The sequence below is a fragment of the Spirosoma jeollabukense genome (assembly GCF_054777855.1).
This window is the reverse complement of the sequence record NZ_BAAHAD010000010.1, coordinates 40,053-56,440: the sequence shown is the minus strand read 5'-3', so window position 1 is coordinate 56,440 and position 16,388 is coordinate 40,053. Positions and strand designations below refer to the sequence as shown.

Below are 16,388 nucleotides of genomic sequence, written 5' to 3'. Positions count from 1 at the left end.
ACTTTAGCCTGAATACCAGTATAATTTGATTTCCACACTATTTTCACTATCAAAGGATTTACTTATGAAAAAGCGTTTCTACATCTCGCTGTTACTTTTTAGTATACTTTCCTTCTATAGCCTTCCAGTTCTAAGCCAGTGGTCCACGGCTACACTATCACGAGCCCGGTCAAATATTAAAGCTGTTACGGCAGGCAATAAAGCCGTGTTTGCGGCAGGAGGGGCTTTTTCCCCCCTTGGTAGCGCCATTGATGTAGGGGATGTAGACATCTATGATGTAACAACTGATCAGTGGACTTCTACTTATCGACTCTCTTTAGAAAAAGCAAACATGTCGGCTACCAGTTTGGGTGACCTGGCTTTTTTTGCTGGAGGCTCCTTCTTGACAATCAGGTATTACAATACAGTAGATATTTACAATTCAGCAACTAATCAGTGGACTACGGCCCAGCTCTCAGCGGCAAGAATAGCCATAGGCGCTGCTGGTGCTGGTAACAAGGTTTTATTTGCGGGAGGATATACGTATGAAAATGGATGTAATTGTTTTACCAATTTCAATGTGGTAGATATATATAATGTCACCACAAATCAGTGGTCAACAACTCAACTGCCGCGACTTAGTGGTAATGTATTGGCTACAGCCGTAGGGAATAAAGTGTTATTTACAGGAAATGGGTTGATCGATATTTATGATGTGACGACTGGTCAATGGACGGCAGCTACAATTCCTCAATCACAGGTTGCCTTAACTGCGGTAGGTGTTGGAAATAAAGTCCTTTTTGCCGTAGGTAGTTTTTTTGCCAGCCAAGTATATATTTACGATACAGCTACAGACCAATGGACTACGGGTGCGTTATCGCAGGTGAGAGGGGGTATATCAACGACCAGTCTGGGGAGCAAAGTCTTCTTCGCTGGAGGAGTGAGCAGTCCCTCTTTTCTCAACTCTAACGTATTGGACATTTATGATGCTGTTACGAATCAATGGACAGCTACTCAACTTCCCCAGCTTTCAGGCATTGTGTCCTCAACTAAGGTCGGGAATAAGGTCTTTTTTGCAGGAAATGGCACGAACAAAGTAGATATTTATACGGTTGAGGCTGCTCTACCCGTTAACCTAATCTCCTTCTCGGGAGCGTGGAAGGAAAACATTGGCGCTCAACTCAGTTGGCAAACCTCGCTGGAAACCAACAACGACCATTTCGAGATTCAGCGGAGCGCCAATGCCAAAAGCTTTGAAACCATAGGCCGAATGCAGGGAAAGGGCACTATTCAGGCTCACACGGATTATACCTTTACTGATGCTGACATGCCCGGCCAGATTGGCTATTACCGGCTCAAGCAAGTCGACTTCGATGGTAGTACGCATTTCTCCGATATTATTTCGGTGAATCGTCGGGAAAGCAATCCACAAGCAGCCACTCTATCAATCTGGCCCATGCCTGCAACAGGTAGTCTAAATTTTCAACTCTCAACTAGTAAAATAAGTCAGGTAACGGTTTATGATCTGCAAGGTCGTCAACGATTATCCACCCAGATGGAGAACCAGTCTACAGCCGATGTATCAGGTCTGCCAGCCGGTGTCTACCTACTAGATGTACTTACCTTGGATGGTCAGCACCTGCACAAACACTTTCTTAAACAGTAGTAAGAGCCTCCTGATTCGTAGCTTTGCTACGTATTTTCATAGCAGGTCTTATTCATGCCACCCCGCAAACTTTCCCTTACCGAACTCAATCGCCTGTCGGTTGATGAGTTTAAAGACACCGATAAATTTCCCTATTGCCTGATTCTGGACGACATTCGCAGTCTTAACAATGTGGGTTCAGTGTTTCGTACGGCCGATGCATTCCGAGCGCAAAAACTGTATCTGTGTGGCATCACGGGGCAGCCACCCCACCGCGACATCACGAAAACCGCACTGGGTGCCACAGAATCCGTTGTGTGGGAACATGCTCCGGACGTAGTGAACCTGGTGAATCAGTTGAAAACGGACGGCTGGATTATTGCGGCCGTAGAGCAGGCAGAAGGAAGCACGTCACTGAGTGATTTTAGACCAGAACCAAACAAACCGTACGCATTTGTGTTGGGTAACGAAGTAACGGGTGTTCGAGACGACGTTGTGCAAGTAGCTGATATAGTGCTGGAAATCCCCCAATTTGGCACCAAGCATTCGCTTAATATTGCTGTAACGGCAGGTATTGTTTGCTGGGATTTTCTGCAAAAAATGTAACAAAAGCTTAACATTGGCCTTGCGGTTATCCCATAAATTTCGTATTTATTTGTAAATTTTTTCTATTGACTCAAATGGCAAACAAAGCTGTAAAAACAAAGCAAAAATCGCTGGCATCCGAGATCGTCAGTTCCATTGAAACCAAACTTAGTGAAGCAGGTGCGGCTACAAAAAAGATGAAGAAATCCATCGAGAAATCGGCGGAGAGATTAGCCAAGAAGCTCGCAAAATTGATGGATAAGGCGGAGAAAAAAGCCGCGAAACCTGTTGATGCGTCGAAGAAAAAGGCGAAGAAAGAATTAGAGAAAGCAAAAAAGAACGCAGCGAAAGCCGAGAAAAACGCTAAACGTACGGCCAACAAAGCCTCTAGAGCCATCGTTGCCGCTGCTGAATCAGCCATCGAAATAACTAAACCCAGCCGTCCTTCCCGTAAGCAGACACCGGCTCCCAAGCCCGCGGCAACCACAGCTAAAACGCGTACAACACGCGCAAAAACCGAAGCGGCCACGCCTGCTCCAGCCGAGATGACATCGGACAATTCATAGTCAGGTGAACGCCTGATACGTTCTTTAGTTGCCCGTCTCAAGCGGGCTTTTTTGGCTTCAAAAGCAGACAGGTCAGGTGAATCACCTGACCTGTCTGCTTTTGAAAAATTAGCGTCTATTTGCTAACGGATGCCGACTGCGCGCTTACTACTCTCATAACCCCATTCATGATACGCCAGTGGCCCGGAAACGTACACACGTATGGATAGTCACCAGGGGCCGCCGGTGCCGTGAATTTCAGCCGGTACGTTTGATCGGGATTGACCAGTGGCGTAGATACGATGATCTGCGCAATAGATGGCACGTAGTTCTTTTCAGCCCCGTCTTTCGCCGTAATCATTTTATCGGCAGCGGCACCGATAATTTCCATACTCTTCGGTTTTCCAATCACCAGGTTATGCTGCATGGCATCGGGATTTTCCAGCACTATTTCCACTTGCTTACCAGCCGTAACAGTAAACTCTTTCTTGTCAAAGCGCATTTCTTCGCGCACTGTTTTCATACGTACCAGTTCAACATTTGGGTCGACCGCTTCGGCTTTCGTAAGTCCCCACGCTTCGTAAAGGCGATTCAGACGTTCGCGATTATCCGTAGAAACCGTATTGCTCAAACTGGCTAAAAACGATTTATCAGCCTCACGCACCTGGCCTTTCTCTTTCATGTTCCAGCCTTCCGATACGCCTTTTACGATGGCGTCGCTCTCCGCCGGATTTAGCTTTTGCGTTTGTCGAAGTAACGCAATGACGGAATCAACCGGCGCAACCGACGCATAACTACGGGTAGCCCGCTCCAGCACATAGGCACTCATGCTTTGCGGAGCGCGGTACGTTAGCGTGTGCGTGGCGTTGTTATTTTGCTCGTTGCTCTCCGCAATTTTGTTTTCGCGGTCGAGCATTACCGTAATGGTATATTGGCCAGCGCGCTCGAACATAACTCCCATATCCCCTACCCAGGGGCCATTATTCGCTTTGCTGATCGTAACGGTTTCGCCGGGTTTGATCCCTGTATTATGCGTAACACTCACAAAATCAATCTTCGACGCATCCGCTACACCTTTGGGGCCCTCAACCCGTAGCGTCATTGGAATGGGCGTACCTTCGGGAATAGCCACGCCACCGGCATTCGTTACGTCGACAAACAGTTTGGCACCTTCCCGAACGGTGGGTGAATCTGGCGTAGTCCGAACAGCGGTAACAACAAGATCAGGCTGATTCCCAGCAGGTACTACGGCTTTTGAGGAGGCCATTGCAGATGTCCCATGTCCAGCGTGACTACTCATATCGTGTGCAGCGGAAGCCACGTTCGATTTTGCGGAACCGTTCATGGTGATCTGACCGAGATACGTTTTCAGTAAAAACCCATTCGCACTGGTCAGTGCACTGGCAAAAGCATCCGGTAGCCATCGATCATTCGCTTCTGTAGACTTATCAAGACGAGCCAGAATCATTTGCTGAGCCTCCTTTGATTTTACCCAGTCTTTTGAGGAGAAGGCTAGTAATGCGTTCAGGACAACTAACGGTTCTTTGTCATTCAGAATATCATATTTGCGAAATAAAGCAATGGTATGCGGAGTCATGGGCATCACCTGTACGGCCGTTTTTCGAACGGCTGGAGCCGGATGTTTCAGCGCGGGTTCTATAGCGCTCATAAAGTCTATCCTATCTTTCATATCTGAAACATCGGGTTCCTTAATAATCAGGCCGTGCAACGTCCACAGTGCATGAATGGCCGCCGGATTATTGCCAATTTCATCGACAAACTGATCGTTGATCAAGGCAGTCAGTTGTGGCACTACGTCCCTATTCCCGCGTTCGATGAGCAAGCGTTGGGCCGTCATCCGCCAGAACATATTCGTATTTTTTAGCGCAGCAATCAACTCCGCTGGCCGGTCTTTACTCAGCGCCATCGGCGTATAGGCCGGTGCGTTCTTGTATCCAACCCGGTAGATGCGTCCGTGCGTGAAATCGCGGAGGGGTGTTTCGTAGGCATTACCACTGCCGTTGGTAGCTCCCTTTGGCGTAGGATTGTGCTGAATAATGTAGCTATACCAATCAACGACCCAAACGGCACCATCCGGACCAACTTCGGCAAAGACGGGCGCAAACCACTCATCGGCACCGGCTACCAGGTTGAAGCCTTCGGCATCCTCAAAGTTTGTACCGGTTTTTTCCATTACGTTCTGGTGCAGGATATGTCCGGTTGGTTCGGCCACGAACGCGATTTTGTTCCAGTATTTTTTCGGGAAAGCGCGGGCGGTGTACAGGTTATGTCCCGCTGCGGCCGTGAACCCACCAAATACGTCCACTTGACGAACTTTTTCGGTGATGGGTTTCATGTCTTTGTGCGTGTCGATGCTGCGGCTGCCGTTTTCGCGCAGGTGGGGAGCACCATTGAAATATCGGTTTGGAATGGCCATATACCAACCGTGCGAATTGTTAGCGGTTGAGCCAAAAATATCGCCCGTTTCGCTGAAACCAAGGCCCCAGGTGTTGTTCGACGTGTTCGTTACGTGTTCAAGTTTAGAACCATCTGGCTTGAACCGGAAAAAGCCCTGACTGAACTTAACGCTATCGGCACCAATTTTGCCTTTGAAGCCAGAGTACCCGACGCTGCCCCAAATCCAGTTGTCGAAACCGTAGTGCAGGTTGCTTGGTCCGGCGTGGGTATCGAACGTACCGAATCCGGTGAACACAATTTTCTTTACGTCTGCTTTGTCGTCGCCATTGGTATCCTGCAGAAACAACATGTGCGGGGCCTGGGAAACATACAGCCCGCCGTTGGCGAACACCATGCCCGTTGGAATGCTCAGTCCTTCGGCAAAATTGGTAAACTTGTCGGCTTTGCCGTCTTTGTCGGTATCTTCGCAAATGACGATGTAGTCGGAACCACCTTCGGGCTTGCGCTCATTCGGGTAATCTTTCGTGATGAGCGCATACAGCCGTCCGCGTTCGTCCCATGCCAGCGCAATCGGGTGCATCACGTTTGGCTCATGCGCAAACAGATCGAGAGTAAAATCAACCGGCACCTGAAGGTGCTTCATCGACTCCTCGGGCGATAGAGGTTCCTGCTCCATCTGGGCACCGGGCCGCTTTTCGTAGTTCGGAAGTAGGGCTTCGTGGTAAGCAAACGGTTGCGGATTCAGCGCATCGTGGCGTTTTTTAGCCTCGTCGCCAATCGCCCACAAAATGCCGCGTTCGAGCAATTGCTGAAAACCGGGCTGCGTCCAGGTACGTTCGTCGTGCCCATAAGCCGTGTAAAAAACACGCCCTTTGCCATATTGCCGGGTCCAGGTATAGGGTTCTTCCTTTACACCGGGCTTATCTTTCTCCTGATCGGCTTTGATATCGCGAACAGCCAGTACGTTATTGTCGGCTTGCAGATGACTGTGCAGATACGTTTCATCGAAGGCTTTGAACGAGGGCAGACCAGCCACGATTGGGTTGTTCGGCTGGGTGAAGTGCGTTTGAATGGTATCCATCCGATGCCGCCAGAACTGTCCGCCAACAACTTTGTCGACATACTCAGTTGAGTTTCGGAAACAATACGACGCGCAGTGCACCGGAATCAGCCCGTGCCCCGACGCTACGTAGTCCAGCAGTGCCTTTTCCTGTGGCTTCCCGATACTGTCCCAATTGGCGAAAATCAGTAACCCGTCATACTTATTCAGGTTATCGGCATTCAGGTCTTCCAGTTTGTCGGTATACGTGAAATTGATTCCCTTTTTACCCAGAGCCTCCATAATTTCTGGCACCCGCTCAATGGGTTTATGGTGTCCGTTGTCGCCCAGAAAAAGGATTTCCGTCCGGCGAGCCAACGCGCCAGAGTTTTTGCTATCCTTCTGTTGAACAGATGTTTGTGTACCCGATTGACGGGCACATTGGGTCATCATTACGACTAACCCAATTGCTGTAAGTATTTTTTTCATTTCCAACACAGAGTAAACAGAGGATTCACGGAGAACACAAAGTAGCGCCGTGCCCTCCGTGTTTTACTCCGTTACCTCTGTGTTTAGAATTTACATATTTTTAAAATCGGGTAACTTGATCAACTGCCCACCTTGTAAAGCTGATTCGTGCGCCAGAATACCTACGCTCGTCCAGTTGGCCGACTGGGCCGCATTCGGGAACGGGTCGCGATCCTCGACAATGGCCGACAAAAACTCATGAACCATGTGCGGGTGTGAGCCGCCGTGCCCGCCCCCCTGCGTGAAGGACAGGTGTTGTTGTTCATCGGCATCATACACTCCCTTGGTTGTAAAGCCAGCAATTTCAACAGGCAACAAACGGGCATAATCGGGCACAGTCACTTTTTCCGGAATCTCCGGTTCCGGCTTTTTGGCCGTATGAATTACCGGTTGTTCGTCCTCGATGAGTTGCCACTCGAACGATTTTTTATCCCCGTACACCTCGAAACTTTCGCGGTATTGGCGCGCTACGTCGAACAGCGACCGATACACATAGGCGGATAAGTCACTGTCCTTGAACTTGATATGAGCCGACTCCACTGCGAACGGCGAGTTATGAATCTTAGCCAACTCCTCCCGAATCGTTCCTGATCCGAAACATGATACGTAATCGGCTTCGAGTTTGAGCAAACCCGCTACGGGACCAACGCAGTGCGTGGCATAGTGCATGGGCGGCAGACCAGGCCAGTAATCAGGCCATCCATCCATATCCTGCTGGTGGCTGGCTTTCAGGAACTGTACTTTTCCCAATTCCCCATTTTCATACAACTCCTTGACAAATAGAAATTCGCGGCTGTAGACCACGGTTTCCATCATCATGTATTTCTTACCCGATTCCTTTGTCGCTTTCACAATTTCCATGCACTCCTCAACGGTTGTGGCCATTGGTACGGTACACGCTACGTGTTTTCCCGCCCGCAACGCTTTCAGACTCTGCTCGGCGTGGTTCGGAATTGGCGAGTTGATATGAACGGCATCAATGTTCGGGTCGGTAAGCAGTTCGTCGTAATTACTGTAGCGTTTTTCAATGCCGTATGCATCACCGATCTCGTTCAGTTTTGCTACGTTCCGTTGGCAAATCGCGTACATGTTCGCGTTTGGATGCCGCTGATAAATTGGAATAAATTCGGCCCCAAATCCAAGGCCAACGATTGCTATGTTCAGCTTTTGCATGGTGTAACCGCCGGATTAAAACCCAGCGCAAATAATTCATAATCGTTTAAGTCAATTGCCTGGGATTTCAACCCGGCGTTACTGAATTCGTAGCCAACTGCGCTTGTATAAATGTCAGCCCTTCTACAGCCAATTGCTCGGGCGAACTGAACATAGGCCGGAAAATATGGGTGGCTGCGGCAAGTTCAGGCGGATTTGGGCCGAAAGCTTCAATGGCAATAGGCCCTTCATAACCGACTTCCTGCAACGTATCGAACACTTCTTCGAAGTTAATATGTCCCTTTCCGGGTGTTGAGCGGTCATTTTCCGAGATCTGGACATGAACCAGATAAGGCGCACAAGTACGGATGGCATCGGCCACGTTTTTCTCCTCCATATTGGCATGAAACGTATCAAAAGCGGCCCGGCAATTCGGGTGATCGACAGCGTCGATATAACGCACGAGATCATCAGCACAGGTGAGCAGATACGTCTCAAACCGGTTGAGATATTCCATGGCCAGCGTGACTCCCTCATTTTGAGCGTGCTCTGCCACTTCGCGCATTCCTGCCACCGACCAGTTCCATTCCTCCGTTGTAGCTGGCTTCCCGGTGAAGGTCTTAAAACCGGCATACAAAGGACCCATCAGGATTTTCGATCCGAGCAGTCGCGAACACGTAACAACTTCCTTTAGATACTCAATACTCGTACGTCGAACGGTTTCGTCAGGATCAATAAGACTATATTCCGGGCCGCAAATCGAACAGGTTTGAACACCTAATTCCAATTCTCTCAATTGCTGACCGATACGCTGCCATTTGTCGAGATGACCTGTGCTATCGACTGATCTACTAATCGGTATTTCAACAAAATCGAAGCCGCTGCCTTTCAGGAACGATAGTGTTTTAGATAAGTCTTCGTCCATCGTAGCCGTCCAGACGAACATGTTCATTCCTACCTTATTCATATTGAGTCTCTAAAAAATTACACAAACATACTAAGTAGTAAATTGGATTGTACGGCTTTTATTGGCGAATACTGACTTCTTTTTTACATTAAATCAGAAATTTTGGCGTCATTTGTGTTAAAAATGAGTATTTTCAATGAAACAGCCCCTTCGTAAAGACCTTGAACCGGTTGCGGCCTCATTCATTGTAAAAGAATTGGTTGAACCGCACTTCGATCCCAACTGGCATTTCCACCCACACTACCAATTGTTTCTGGTAGAAGAAGGTACAGGCACTCGCTTCATCGGTGATTCGATTAAACCTTTTGGACCGGGTGATCTGGTTTTTCTCGGCCCTAATCTACCCCACCTTTGGCGTAGTGATCAGGCGTACTTCGATAAGTCGTCCAACCTAACGACTAAAGGAATTGTCATCTATTTCGCGGAAGATTTCCTGGGAACTGATTTTCTGGAAAAACAAGAGATGACAGCATTGCGCCAGTTGCTCAATCAGGCCCGGAAAGGACTGGAATGGACGGGGTATACTCGCCGAAGAACCGAAACGGCACTCAAAAATCTCACCCAAAAGCCGGTTGGCTTCGAGCGTGTCATTGGCCTGCTGAATCTGTTGAATGATCTTTCTCATGCCACAGATTACCGCCATCTGACCAGTCCAGGCTACACGAACACGATGAAACCGAATGAAACCGACAGGATGCAATTGGTTCATAACTACGTGCTGGGACACTTTCCCGACGACCTTAGCTTAGACACCGTTGCCGACCTGGCGGGCATGACCCCTCCGGCTTTCTGTCGCTATTTTAAAACGCGCTCTAACAAAACTTTTTCGGAATTTGTCTCCGAAGTACGTATTGGGCACGCCTGTAAACTGCTTATTGGTGGCAAACTGAATATTACACAAATCAGCTTTGAGAGTGGTTTCCGAACGCTGTCAAACTTCAACAGGCAATTCAAAGATATTACAGGTCAAACACCGTCTGGCTACGTAAAAACATATCGAGAGTTGTAATAAACAGATCGGCCCACCTTCAAATGAAAGTGGGCCGATCGCCGATCTGCCTGGAGACGAATCGTCTTAGTATAAAATCGTTGAACCAGCCGGTTCACGCACGCTTACACCTTCCGTAATAAAGGAGAGCAAATCCTCATTCAGCCGATCTTTCTCGGTTACGAATAAGCCATGCGGGGCTCCTTCATAAACAATATACTGAGCAGCCGGCAATGCTTCAGCCGTTCGTTCGCCAGACGATTCAAGGGGAACAGTCTTGTCGGCGTCCCCGTGAATAATCAGGGTCGGCACCTGAATTTGAGTCAGGTCATCCCGGAAATCCGTTGTCGAAAATGACGTAGCACAATCAAGCGTTGCTTTGTGCGATGCCACATAGGCTCTGGCGAAATCGCCGTCAAGGTGCGCCTGACTAACGGGCTTATTCAGGAGATTTACGCCGTAGAACTGTTTGCCAAATGTCTGCAGAAAATCTGCCCGGTCTTTCCTGATGTTTTCCGCTATTTCATCAAAAACGCTCTGATCAACGCCGTCTGGATTATCATCGGTCTTCAACAAATAAGGCGTTACGGCACTGATAAAGGCTACCTTGCTGACACGTGCTCCACCATGACGGCTCATGTATCGGGCAACTTCGCCCCCACCCATTGAGAAGCCAACCAATGTTACATTTTGAAGATTCAGTTCATCGAGTACGGCTTTTAGATCGTCGGCAAGTGTATCGTAGTCATAACCATCCCAGGTTTGAGTTGACTTACCAAACCCCCGACGGTCGTAGGCAACAACACGAATACCATGAGCGGGTAGTTCGGCCAGTTGATAATCCCACATTTCGTGGCTCAGTGGCCAGCCATGAATAAGTACTACGGGAGTGCCTGTCCCTAGATCCTGATAGAAAAGTTTGATATCATTACCGGAGGCATCCGTACCTGCTTTTATGTAGCTCATAACGTATTTGAATTTTTTGTTGAGTTATTCGATTCACGTAAATAGAACTACAGGTAGAAAAAATGGTTTGTCCCGTATTCTCAATATACCTGGCTTTGTTACAACCTTTTACTCGCTCATGAAGCAATCGCTCCTCAACCGATTAACGAATCAACCCGACGCTTTAAACCATCTGTTATTCAGTCTGACTGAAGCCCAGATTCGGCAACGGCCAGTATCAGGTAAATGGTCTATTTTTGAAAATATGGCTCATTTGGGCCGCTATCAGGAGGTTTTTCTGGAACGATTGCAACAAATAATTTCGGGCGATACCCCTTCATTCAGTCGTTACGTTGCTGATAACGATCCTGGTTTTGCTGACTGGGAAGAACTTTCGTTCCAGGAACTGGCCAAACGACTGCGGGGCGAGCGCCTGACCCTGAATGCGTTCCTTAGCATTCTGAGGGAGGAACAACTTGTTCATATCGGGCTGCATCCTGCTTACGGGCCAATGACGCTTGAGGGCTGGACGGAGTTCTTCCTTCTCCACGAAGCGCACCATTTTTTCACGATTCTACAGTTGGGTGGAGCATTGCGCACGTCTGAACAGCCAATGGGCTTTTATCTCTTGCCGGACGAGTGATCAATCAGACGTACATACTACATCAATACACCCTGAAACACCTCGTCGAGCCGAGAAACGGCCTTGATGCTGATTTTATAGTTTCGAGTGTCCAGTCCTTTCATGTTATACTTGGAAATAAACATTTGCTTGAATCCAAGCTTTTCAGCTTCGGCGATACGTGATTCAATCCGGCTCACAGCCCGCACTTCACCCCCTAATCCAATTTCGGCGGCAAAAGCCACCGATGGCGAGATGGCGATATCTTCATAACTCGACACGACGGCGGCACAAACGGCCAGATCAATCGCCGGATCTTCAACGCGCAGGCCGCCCGCAATATTCAGAAATACGTCCTGTTGCCCAAGCCGGAAGCCACCGCGTTTTTCCAGAACCGCGAGTAACATATTCAATCGTTTGGCATCGAAACCGGTGCTGCTACGTTGCGGAGTGCCGTAGGTTGCTACGCTTACCAATGCCTGGGTTTCGATCATGAGCGGTCTATTACCTTCCAGCATGGAGCCAATCGTGACACCACTCAAAGCCTCGTCGCGTTGCGAAATGAGAATTTCGGAGGGATTCGTTACTTGCCGGAGCCCGGTACCCAGCATTTCATAGATACCTAATTCGTCGGTGCTACCGAAGCGGTTTTTATTCGTACGCAGAATTCGGTACGTAGTGTGCCGGTCGCCTTCGAAGGTTAGTACGGTATCAACCATGTGTTCCAGCACTTTAGGCCCGGCCAGCGTTCCTTCTTTGGTGATATGCCCGATCATGAACACCGGCACACCGCTTTCTTTGGCGTACTTCATGAATTCGGTCGCGCATTCGCGTACCTGAGAAACGCTCCCCGCTCCCGACTCCACCAGCGACGATTGCATGGTCTGGATCGAATCGATGATTAGAATTTCGGGTTCAAAGTGTTCGACCACCCGGAAAATATTCTGGGTAGAGGTTTCGGTCATGACGTGGCAATCGCTGGTTGGTACGTCGAGTCGTTCGGCCCGCATTTTAATTTGCTGCTCACTTTCTTCACCCGATACGTATAAAACCCGCATCCCGGCCAGGCTCAGGGCAATTTGCAGCAAGAGCGTTGATTTACCAATACCCGGCTCCCCGCCAATCAGCACCAGTGATCCAGGCACAATGCCACCACCCAGTACACGATTCAGTTCGCCATCAGTGGTGTATATACGTGGTTGCTCTTCATAATTAATTGCGTGCAGGGCTTTGGGTTTAGCCGCCACTTTCATTCCCCCCGGCCCGGTCGATGGGCTACGCCAGCCGCCTGCCACGGGTTCATCTTTCTGAACAACCTCTTCTACGATTGTATTCCATTCTCCACAGGACGGGCATCGGCCCATCCATTTGGCCGACTGATGGCCGCAATTCTGACAGAAATAGGTGGTTTTTAACTTGGCCATTTTTTCAGGTAAGAGTGAGCCGTTAGCAAGTATCAGTAAATAAATTCAGCCATCCATTAAACGTTACGGCTCGTATGGAATCCAATCACGGCCATACAAAAACTGCTAACTATTTACTGATAACTGCTCACTATTCTAACGCCGTTCGCTCGAAATAAGTTGGCGTCCTGTACGGTAGATTCCCAATCTGCGTTTAACAAACAACAGCGTCTGATACGACCAATTATGAAAAAAAACCTGCTTTTCGCATTACTAACATGTCTGCCCGTCCTGTCATTTGCACAAGGCGGCTTTCAGATCGGAATTAAAGGGGGCGTTAATCTCTCCAAGCTTAGTTTTGGCAATTTTGTATCAACGGGTACTAATGCCAATGGTTCCCCTTCGGTGAGTCTTGACGGACAAACGTTTCGGAACAGCCTGAGCGACAGCTTTGATAGTAAGACAGGTACCTCATTTGGCATTTACGCCCGTTTTGGTAAAAATCTGTTCATTCAGCCAGAACTTCTCTACTCAACCCGGGCGGGCGAATTCGGCATTATTCGGAATGGACAGACAGAAACGGTTAAGGTAACAACAACCAGCTTCGACGTACCGCTTTTGCTGGGTATTAAAGGAGGCCCACTTCGTGTAGTAGCTGGACCGGTTGTCTCGTTCCGGGTTGACGATAATCAGAAGCTGGGCCAGGCGCTAAGCCAGTACACCAGTGGTTCACTCAACGATGCCTGGGCCAAAGCTTATTATGGCTACCAGGTTGGTGGTGGACTGGACCTCGGCTCGTTTGGTCTTGACGTACGCTATCAGGGAAATATTTCCGACATCGCTCAGATCAACACCGTCGATAACGCAGCCAAATTTAGCCAGACGATGAAGTCCTGGCAGATTACGCTGGCCTACCGACTATTTTAGAACAACTCAATGCAACGACAAACGACCCGCCGGAAGCTTCCGGCGGGTCGTTTGTCGTTCGACGATAATCCTCTAGTTATAAAGGCGTTGCCAGTACTGGGCGAGCTGTTGCGAAATAACTTTTACCCGTCGGCGGGAGATCCCCACTTCGCGTCCGTCGGCCAGCTTCACCTGATGTTCTTTCGTGAAGATGCTACGTTGTACGTAGGCTAAATTGACGATATATGATTTATGAATACGCAGGAACATTGAGCCATCCAGCGTCTTTTCAAATTCTTTAAGTGTTTTCGATACTAAATACCGCTTCCGGTCGCGGGTATGCAGGAACGTGTAATTTCCTTCGCCCTGAAGGCACAAAATATCGTCTACAGAAATAAATATAGTGCGATTTAAGTAGGGTAATGCAATACGTTGCGCACCACGCTGATACGAAGACGGGAAGTGAGGAACAACGGAGGATAGTGTTTGGGCTGAGGATAAAGTAGTGGCTTCCATGGTAGAGGGATTTTTGGTCGATGTCTTGGGTGATTGATGAAACAAAACTACTTTATGGACGCTGGTTCAAAAAGAAATGGCTTGATCGGCAAGGGCTACTTTTGAATAGTAACCAATTGCTAATCAAGCCATTGAGCTTAATTTTATCGTATTTTTTGAGTGAATGTACCCAGCCTATTGCGTAAAACTACGTGGTCAGATAACGTATATTCTACCAGCCCAAAGATCGGGTAACTCCTTCGTAATGCCTTAGCTAACGAGCACAGGCTGAAAATCCCGAATCCGGTCTATAAACATCTGAGCACGCCGACGTGATATCTTTATCTGCTGCCCGTCTATCAACTCCAGTTCGCCCTCTTTTTTGACAAAAAACTTGCGTACAAACCCCAGGTTAACGATACAGGATTTGTGAACCCGAACAAAAGCCTGCCCGTCCAGTAACGTCTCATATTCTTTTAGCGTCCGGGACACCAGCATTTTTGTACCGTCTTTAAGGTAGAAGTTTGTGTAATTTCCGCAACCCTCCAACCGTACAATCTCATCGACAGAAACTGTGCGTTTACGATCATAAAATGGAATGAGAAGTTTTTGCAGGTAAGCAGAATCGGCAATTTTTTCCACACTATTGTGGAAAGGAATGGACACATTGTCAAAAATAGAGTCTTTAGTGAATGCGTTCATAGTCGTTTGGGATGATGATTGATAAACTATAGTTATGGGTTGACACTCAGAAACTTACTATACCGATCCACGTACCGCAGCCACTACTTGTAAGGTTCGTCCCCGCTACGTTCATTCACAAGAATCAGACCTACTTATTAAATCATGTAATAATAAGTAAAATTACTAGCCATAATTGCCTAATATTCAGGTACATTTTCCGCTTACTCAACAAAAAGTAAGTACCATTACCAGCTAATTTCGCTTCGCTTTCACTCTTGTTATAACCATAAATTCGTTAGTCATAAGAGGATCTCACCTGGTACAGACCGACTGTCTCCTGACTTTTTATGTACCTTTGTTGAAGCAAATAGCTGAAACCGTAGCATATGCTGGACAAAGTAAGAGACCTACATCAGGAAATTGAACACTATACAATCAACTCACCGGAGCAACTGGAGCAGTTCAGGATGCGATTCATTAGCCGGAAGGGTGTGATAACCGAACTTTTCGAGGGACTTAAAACGGTTCCGCAGGCTGATCGCCGGGCGGTGGGACAGGAATTAAATGGCCTGAAGAATTTTGCCCAGGAACGATTTGAAACGTTTACCCAGCAAGTAGACGAGCAACGGACAAACGCCGACAGTGCGCCACCCGTTGATCTGACCCTGCCAACCATTCCGAACCTGACTGGCACGCAGCATCCGCTGAGCTTAGTTCGTCAACGTATCATTCAGATATTTGAGCGGATTGGCTTCAATGTGGCCGACGGTCCCGAAATAGAGTCGGACTGGTATAACTTCGGGGCGTTGAACTTCCCGGAAAATCACCCGGCCCGCGACATGCAGGATACGTTCTTCGTTGCCAAGGTAGAAAATGGCGCGCCTGCCGATATGCTGCTACGTACTCATACGTCCAACGTGCAAATTCGTCTGATGGAGCGTCAAAAACCGCCTATTCGTTCGATCATGCCCGGACGGGTGTATCGGAACGAAACCATTTCGGCACGGGCCCACTGCATGTTCCACCAGGTTGAGGGCATTTACATCGACCGTAACGTGGGATTCAAGGATTTGAAGGATACGCTCTATCACTTCGTGAAGGAGATGTTCGAGCCAGGTACACAAATTCGTTTTCGCCCGTCGTATTTTCCGTTTACCGAGCCGAGCGCTGAGATTGATATTTCCTGCCAGATTTGTGGCGGCAAAGGCTGCAATATATGCAAGCATTCGGGCTGGGTCGAGATTGCGGGCTCAGGCATGGTCGATCCGCAGGTTATTGCCAATTGCGGCATCGACCCTGAAGAATATACCGGCTTTGCTTTCGGGATGGGCATCGAACGGATCACCCAATTGAAATACGTAGTGAATGACCTTCGCCTATACACCGAAAACGACGTCAGGTTTCTACAACAGTTTGAAGGACTATAATTAGTCATGAGTCGCTAGTCAATAGCCGTTAGCAGTTGGCTATCTGCTCACTAACGACTA

The 16,388-nt window shown here is 48.4% G+C and carries 14 protein-coding genes; 7 read left to right on the top strand and 7 right to left on the bottom strand.

All coding sequences use genetic code 11. From position 1 onward, the window contains the following. The first annotated feature begins 64 nt into the window (after positions 1 to 64). From ACYVEA_RS26790 to ACYVEA_RS26780, 3 genes are all read left to right on the top strand, one after another. Complete coding sequence (locus tag ACYVEA_RS26790) at positions 65 to 1,645, top strand: T9SS type A sorting domain-containing protein (RefSeq protein ID WP_461116501.1); 1,581 nt, start codon at positions 65 to 67, stop codon at positions 1,643 to 1,645. A 54-nt stretch (positions 1,646 to 1,699) separates the two neighbouring features. Then, positions 1,700 to 2,230: an RNA methyltransferase gene (locus ACYVEA_RS26785; protein WP_461116500.1), complete on the top strand. Its 531-nt coding sequence runs from the start codon at positions 1,700 to 1,702 to the stop codon at positions 2,228 to 2,230. Between the two features lie 74 nt (positions 2,231 to 2,304). Beyond that, positions 2,305 to 2,775: a hypothetical protein gene (locus ACYVEA_RS26780; RefSeq protein ID WP_461116499.1), complete on the top strand. Its 471-nt coding sequence runs from the start codon at positions 2,305 to 2,307 to the stop codon at positions 2,773 to 2,775. A gap of 115 nt (positions 2,776 to 2,890) precedes the next feature. On the opposite strand, the gene ACYVEA_RS26775 is transcribed toward ACYVEA_RS26780, so the two are convergent. The 3 genes from ACYVEA_RS26775 to ACYVEA_RS26765 all read right to left on the bottom strand — a co-directional run bounded on the left by ACYVEA_RS26775 (position 2,891) and on the right by ACYVEA_RS26765 (position 8,858). Next, on the bottom strand, positions 2,891 to 6,700 hold the full coding sequence (locus ACYVEA_RS26775) for a PVC-type heme-binding CxxCH protein (RefSeq protein ID WP_461116498.1): 3,810 nt from the start codon (positions 6,698 to 6,700) through the stop codon (positions 2,891 to 2,893). Between the two features lie 90 nt (positions 6,701 to 6,790). Beyond that, complete coding sequence (locus ACYVEA_RS26770; protein WP_461116497.1) at positions 6,791 to 7,912, bottom strand: Gfo/Idh/MocA family protein; 1,122 nt, start codon at positions 7,910 to 7,912, stop codon at positions 6,791 to 6,793. A gap of 67 nt (positions 7,913 to 7,979) precedes the next feature. Then, positions 7,980 to 8,858, bottom strand: a complete 879-nt coding sequence (locus tag ACYVEA_RS26765) for a sugar phosphate isomerase/epimerase family protein (RefSeq protein WP_461116496.1) — start codon at positions 8,856 to 8,858, stop codon at positions 7,980 to 7,982. A 136-nt stretch (positions 8,859 to 8,994) separates the two neighbouring features. Here ACYVEA_RS26765 and ACYVEA_RS26760 point away from each other — a divergent pair, with 136 nt between their 5' ends. Continuing rightward, positions 8,995 to 9,867: an AraC family transcriptional regulator gene (locus tag ACYVEA_RS26760; protein ID WP_461116495.1), complete on the top strand. Its 873-nt coding sequence runs from the start codon at positions 8,995 to 8,997 to the stop codon at positions 9,865 to 9,867. A 66-nt stretch (positions 9,868 to 9,933) separates the two neighbouring features. Here the strand turns inward: ACYVEA_RS26760 and ACYVEA_RS26755 are convergent, their stop codons facing one another. Beyond that, complete coding sequence (locus tag ACYVEA_RS26755; protein WP_461116494.1) at positions 9,934 to 10,812, bottom strand: alpha/beta fold hydrolase; 879 nt, start codon at positions 10,810 to 10,812, stop codon at positions 9,934 to 9,936. 118 nt (positions 10,813 to 10,930) lie between these two features. Here ACYVEA_RS26755 and ACYVEA_RS26750 point away from each other — a divergent pair, with 118 nt between their 5' ends. Then, entirely contained in the window at positions 10,931 to 11,434 is a 504-nt protein-coding gene (locus tag ACYVEA_RS26750) for a DinB family protein (protein WP_461116493.1), read from the top strand. Positions 11,435 to 11,451: 17 nt separating this feature from the next. On the opposite strand, the gene radA is transcribed toward ACYVEA_RS26750, so the two are convergent. Then, positions 11,452 to 12,837 (bottom strand): DNA repair protein RadA, encoded by a 1,386-nt coding sequence (gene radA, locus ACYVEA_RS26745; protein ID WP_461116492.1) that lies wholly within the window; start codon positions 12,835 to 12,837, stop codon positions 11,452 to 11,454. Positions 12,838 to 13,062: 225 nt separating this feature from the next. Here radA and ACYVEA_RS26740 point away from each other — a divergent pair, with 225 nt between their 5' ends. Continuing rightward, positions 13,063 to 13,743: a porin family protein gene (locus ACYVEA_RS26740; RefSeq protein WP_093829488.1), complete on the top strand. Its 681-nt coding sequence runs from the start codon at positions 13,063 to 13,065 to the stop codon at positions 13,741 to 13,743. Positions 13,744 to 13,815: 72 nt separating this feature from the next. Here the strand turns inward: ACYVEA_RS26740 and ACYVEA_RS26735 are convergent, their stop codons facing one another. Next, positions 13,816 to 14,238, bottom strand: a complete 423-nt coding sequence (locus ACYVEA_RS26735; RefSeq protein WP_461116491.1) for a LytR/AlgR family response regulator transcription factor — start codon at positions 14,236 to 14,238, stop codon at positions 13,816 to 13,818. Positions 14,239 to 14,487: 249 nt separating this feature from the next. Then, positions 14,488 to 14,919, bottom strand: coding sequence for a LytR/AlgR family response regulator transcription factor (locus tag ACYVEA_RS26730; RefSeq protein ID WP_461116490.1), 432 nt, complete (start codon positions 14,917 to 14,919; stop codon positions 14,488 to 14,490). Between the two features lie 368 nt (positions 14,920 to 15,287). On the opposite strand from ACYVEA_RS26730, the gene pheS reads away from it, so the two are divergent. Then, positions 15,288 to 16,328, top strand: a complete 1,041-nt coding sequence (gene pheS / locus ACYVEA_RS26725) for a phenylalanine--tRNA ligase subunit alpha (protein WP_461116489.1) — start codon at positions 15,288 to 15,290, stop codon at positions 16,326 to 16,328. Positions 16,329 to 16,388: the final 60 nt, after the last annotated feature.

Excerpts from the sequence above, each read along its gene's own strand:
- ACYVEA_RS26750 (WP_461116493.1), top strand. The coding sequence starts at position 10,931 with ATGAAGCAATCGCTCCTCAACCGATTAACGAATCAACCCGACGCTTTA.
- ACYVEA_RS26780 (WP_461116499.1), top strand. The coding sequence starts at position 2,305 with ATGGCAAACAAAGCTGTAAAAACAAAGCAAAAATCGCTGGCATCCGAG.
- ACYVEA_RS26760 (WP_461116495.1), top strand. The coding sequence starts at position 8,995 with ATGAAACAGCCCCTTCGTAAAGACCTTGAACCGGTTGCGGCCTCATTC.
- ACYVEA_RS26765 (WP_461116496.1), bottom strand. The coding sequence starts at position 8,858 with ATGAATAAGGTAGGAATGAACATGTTCGTCTGGACGGCTACGATGGAC.
- radA (WP_461116492.1), bottom strand. The coding sequence starts at position 12,837 with ATGGCCAAGTTAAAAACCACCTATTTCTGTCAGAATTGCGGCCATCAG.
- ACYVEA_RS26755 (WP_461116494.1), bottom strand. The coding sequence starts at position 10,812 with ATGAGCTACATAAAAGCAGGTACGGATGCCTCCGGTAATGATATCAAA.
- ACYVEA_RS26785 (WP_461116500.1), top strand. The coding sequence starts at position 1,700 with ATGCCACCCCGCAAACTTTCCCTTACCGAACTCAATCGCCTGTCGGTT.
- ACYVEA_RS26770 (WP_461116497.1), bottom strand. The coding sequence starts at position 7,912 with ATGCAAAAGCTGAACATAGCAATCGTTGGCCTTGGATTTGGGGCCGAA.
- ACYVEA_RS26735 (WP_461116491.1), bottom strand. The coding sequence starts at position 14,238 with ATGGAAGCCACTACTTTATCCTCAGCCCAAACACTATCCTCCGTTGTT.
- ACYVEA_RS26740 (WP_093829488.1), top strand. The coding sequence starts at position 13,063 with ATGAAAAAAAACCTGCTTTTCGCATTACTAACATGTCTGCCCGTCCTG.
- pheS (WP_461116489.1), top strand. The coding sequence starts at position 15,288 with ATGCTGGACAAAGTAAGAGACCTACATCAGGAAATTGAACACTATACA.
- ACYVEA_RS26790 (WP_461116501.1), top strand. The coding sequence starts at position 65 with ATGAAAAAGCGTTTCTACATCTCGCTGTTACTTTTTAGTATACTTTCC.
- ACYVEA_RS26730 (WP_461116490.1), bottom strand. The coding sequence starts at position 14,919 with ATGAACGCATTCACTAAAGACTCTATTTTTGACAATGTGTCCATTCCT.
- ACYVEA_RS26775 (WP_461116498.1), bottom strand. The coding sequence starts at position 6,700 with ATGAAAAAAATACTTACAGCAATTGGGTTAGTCGTAATGATGACCCAA.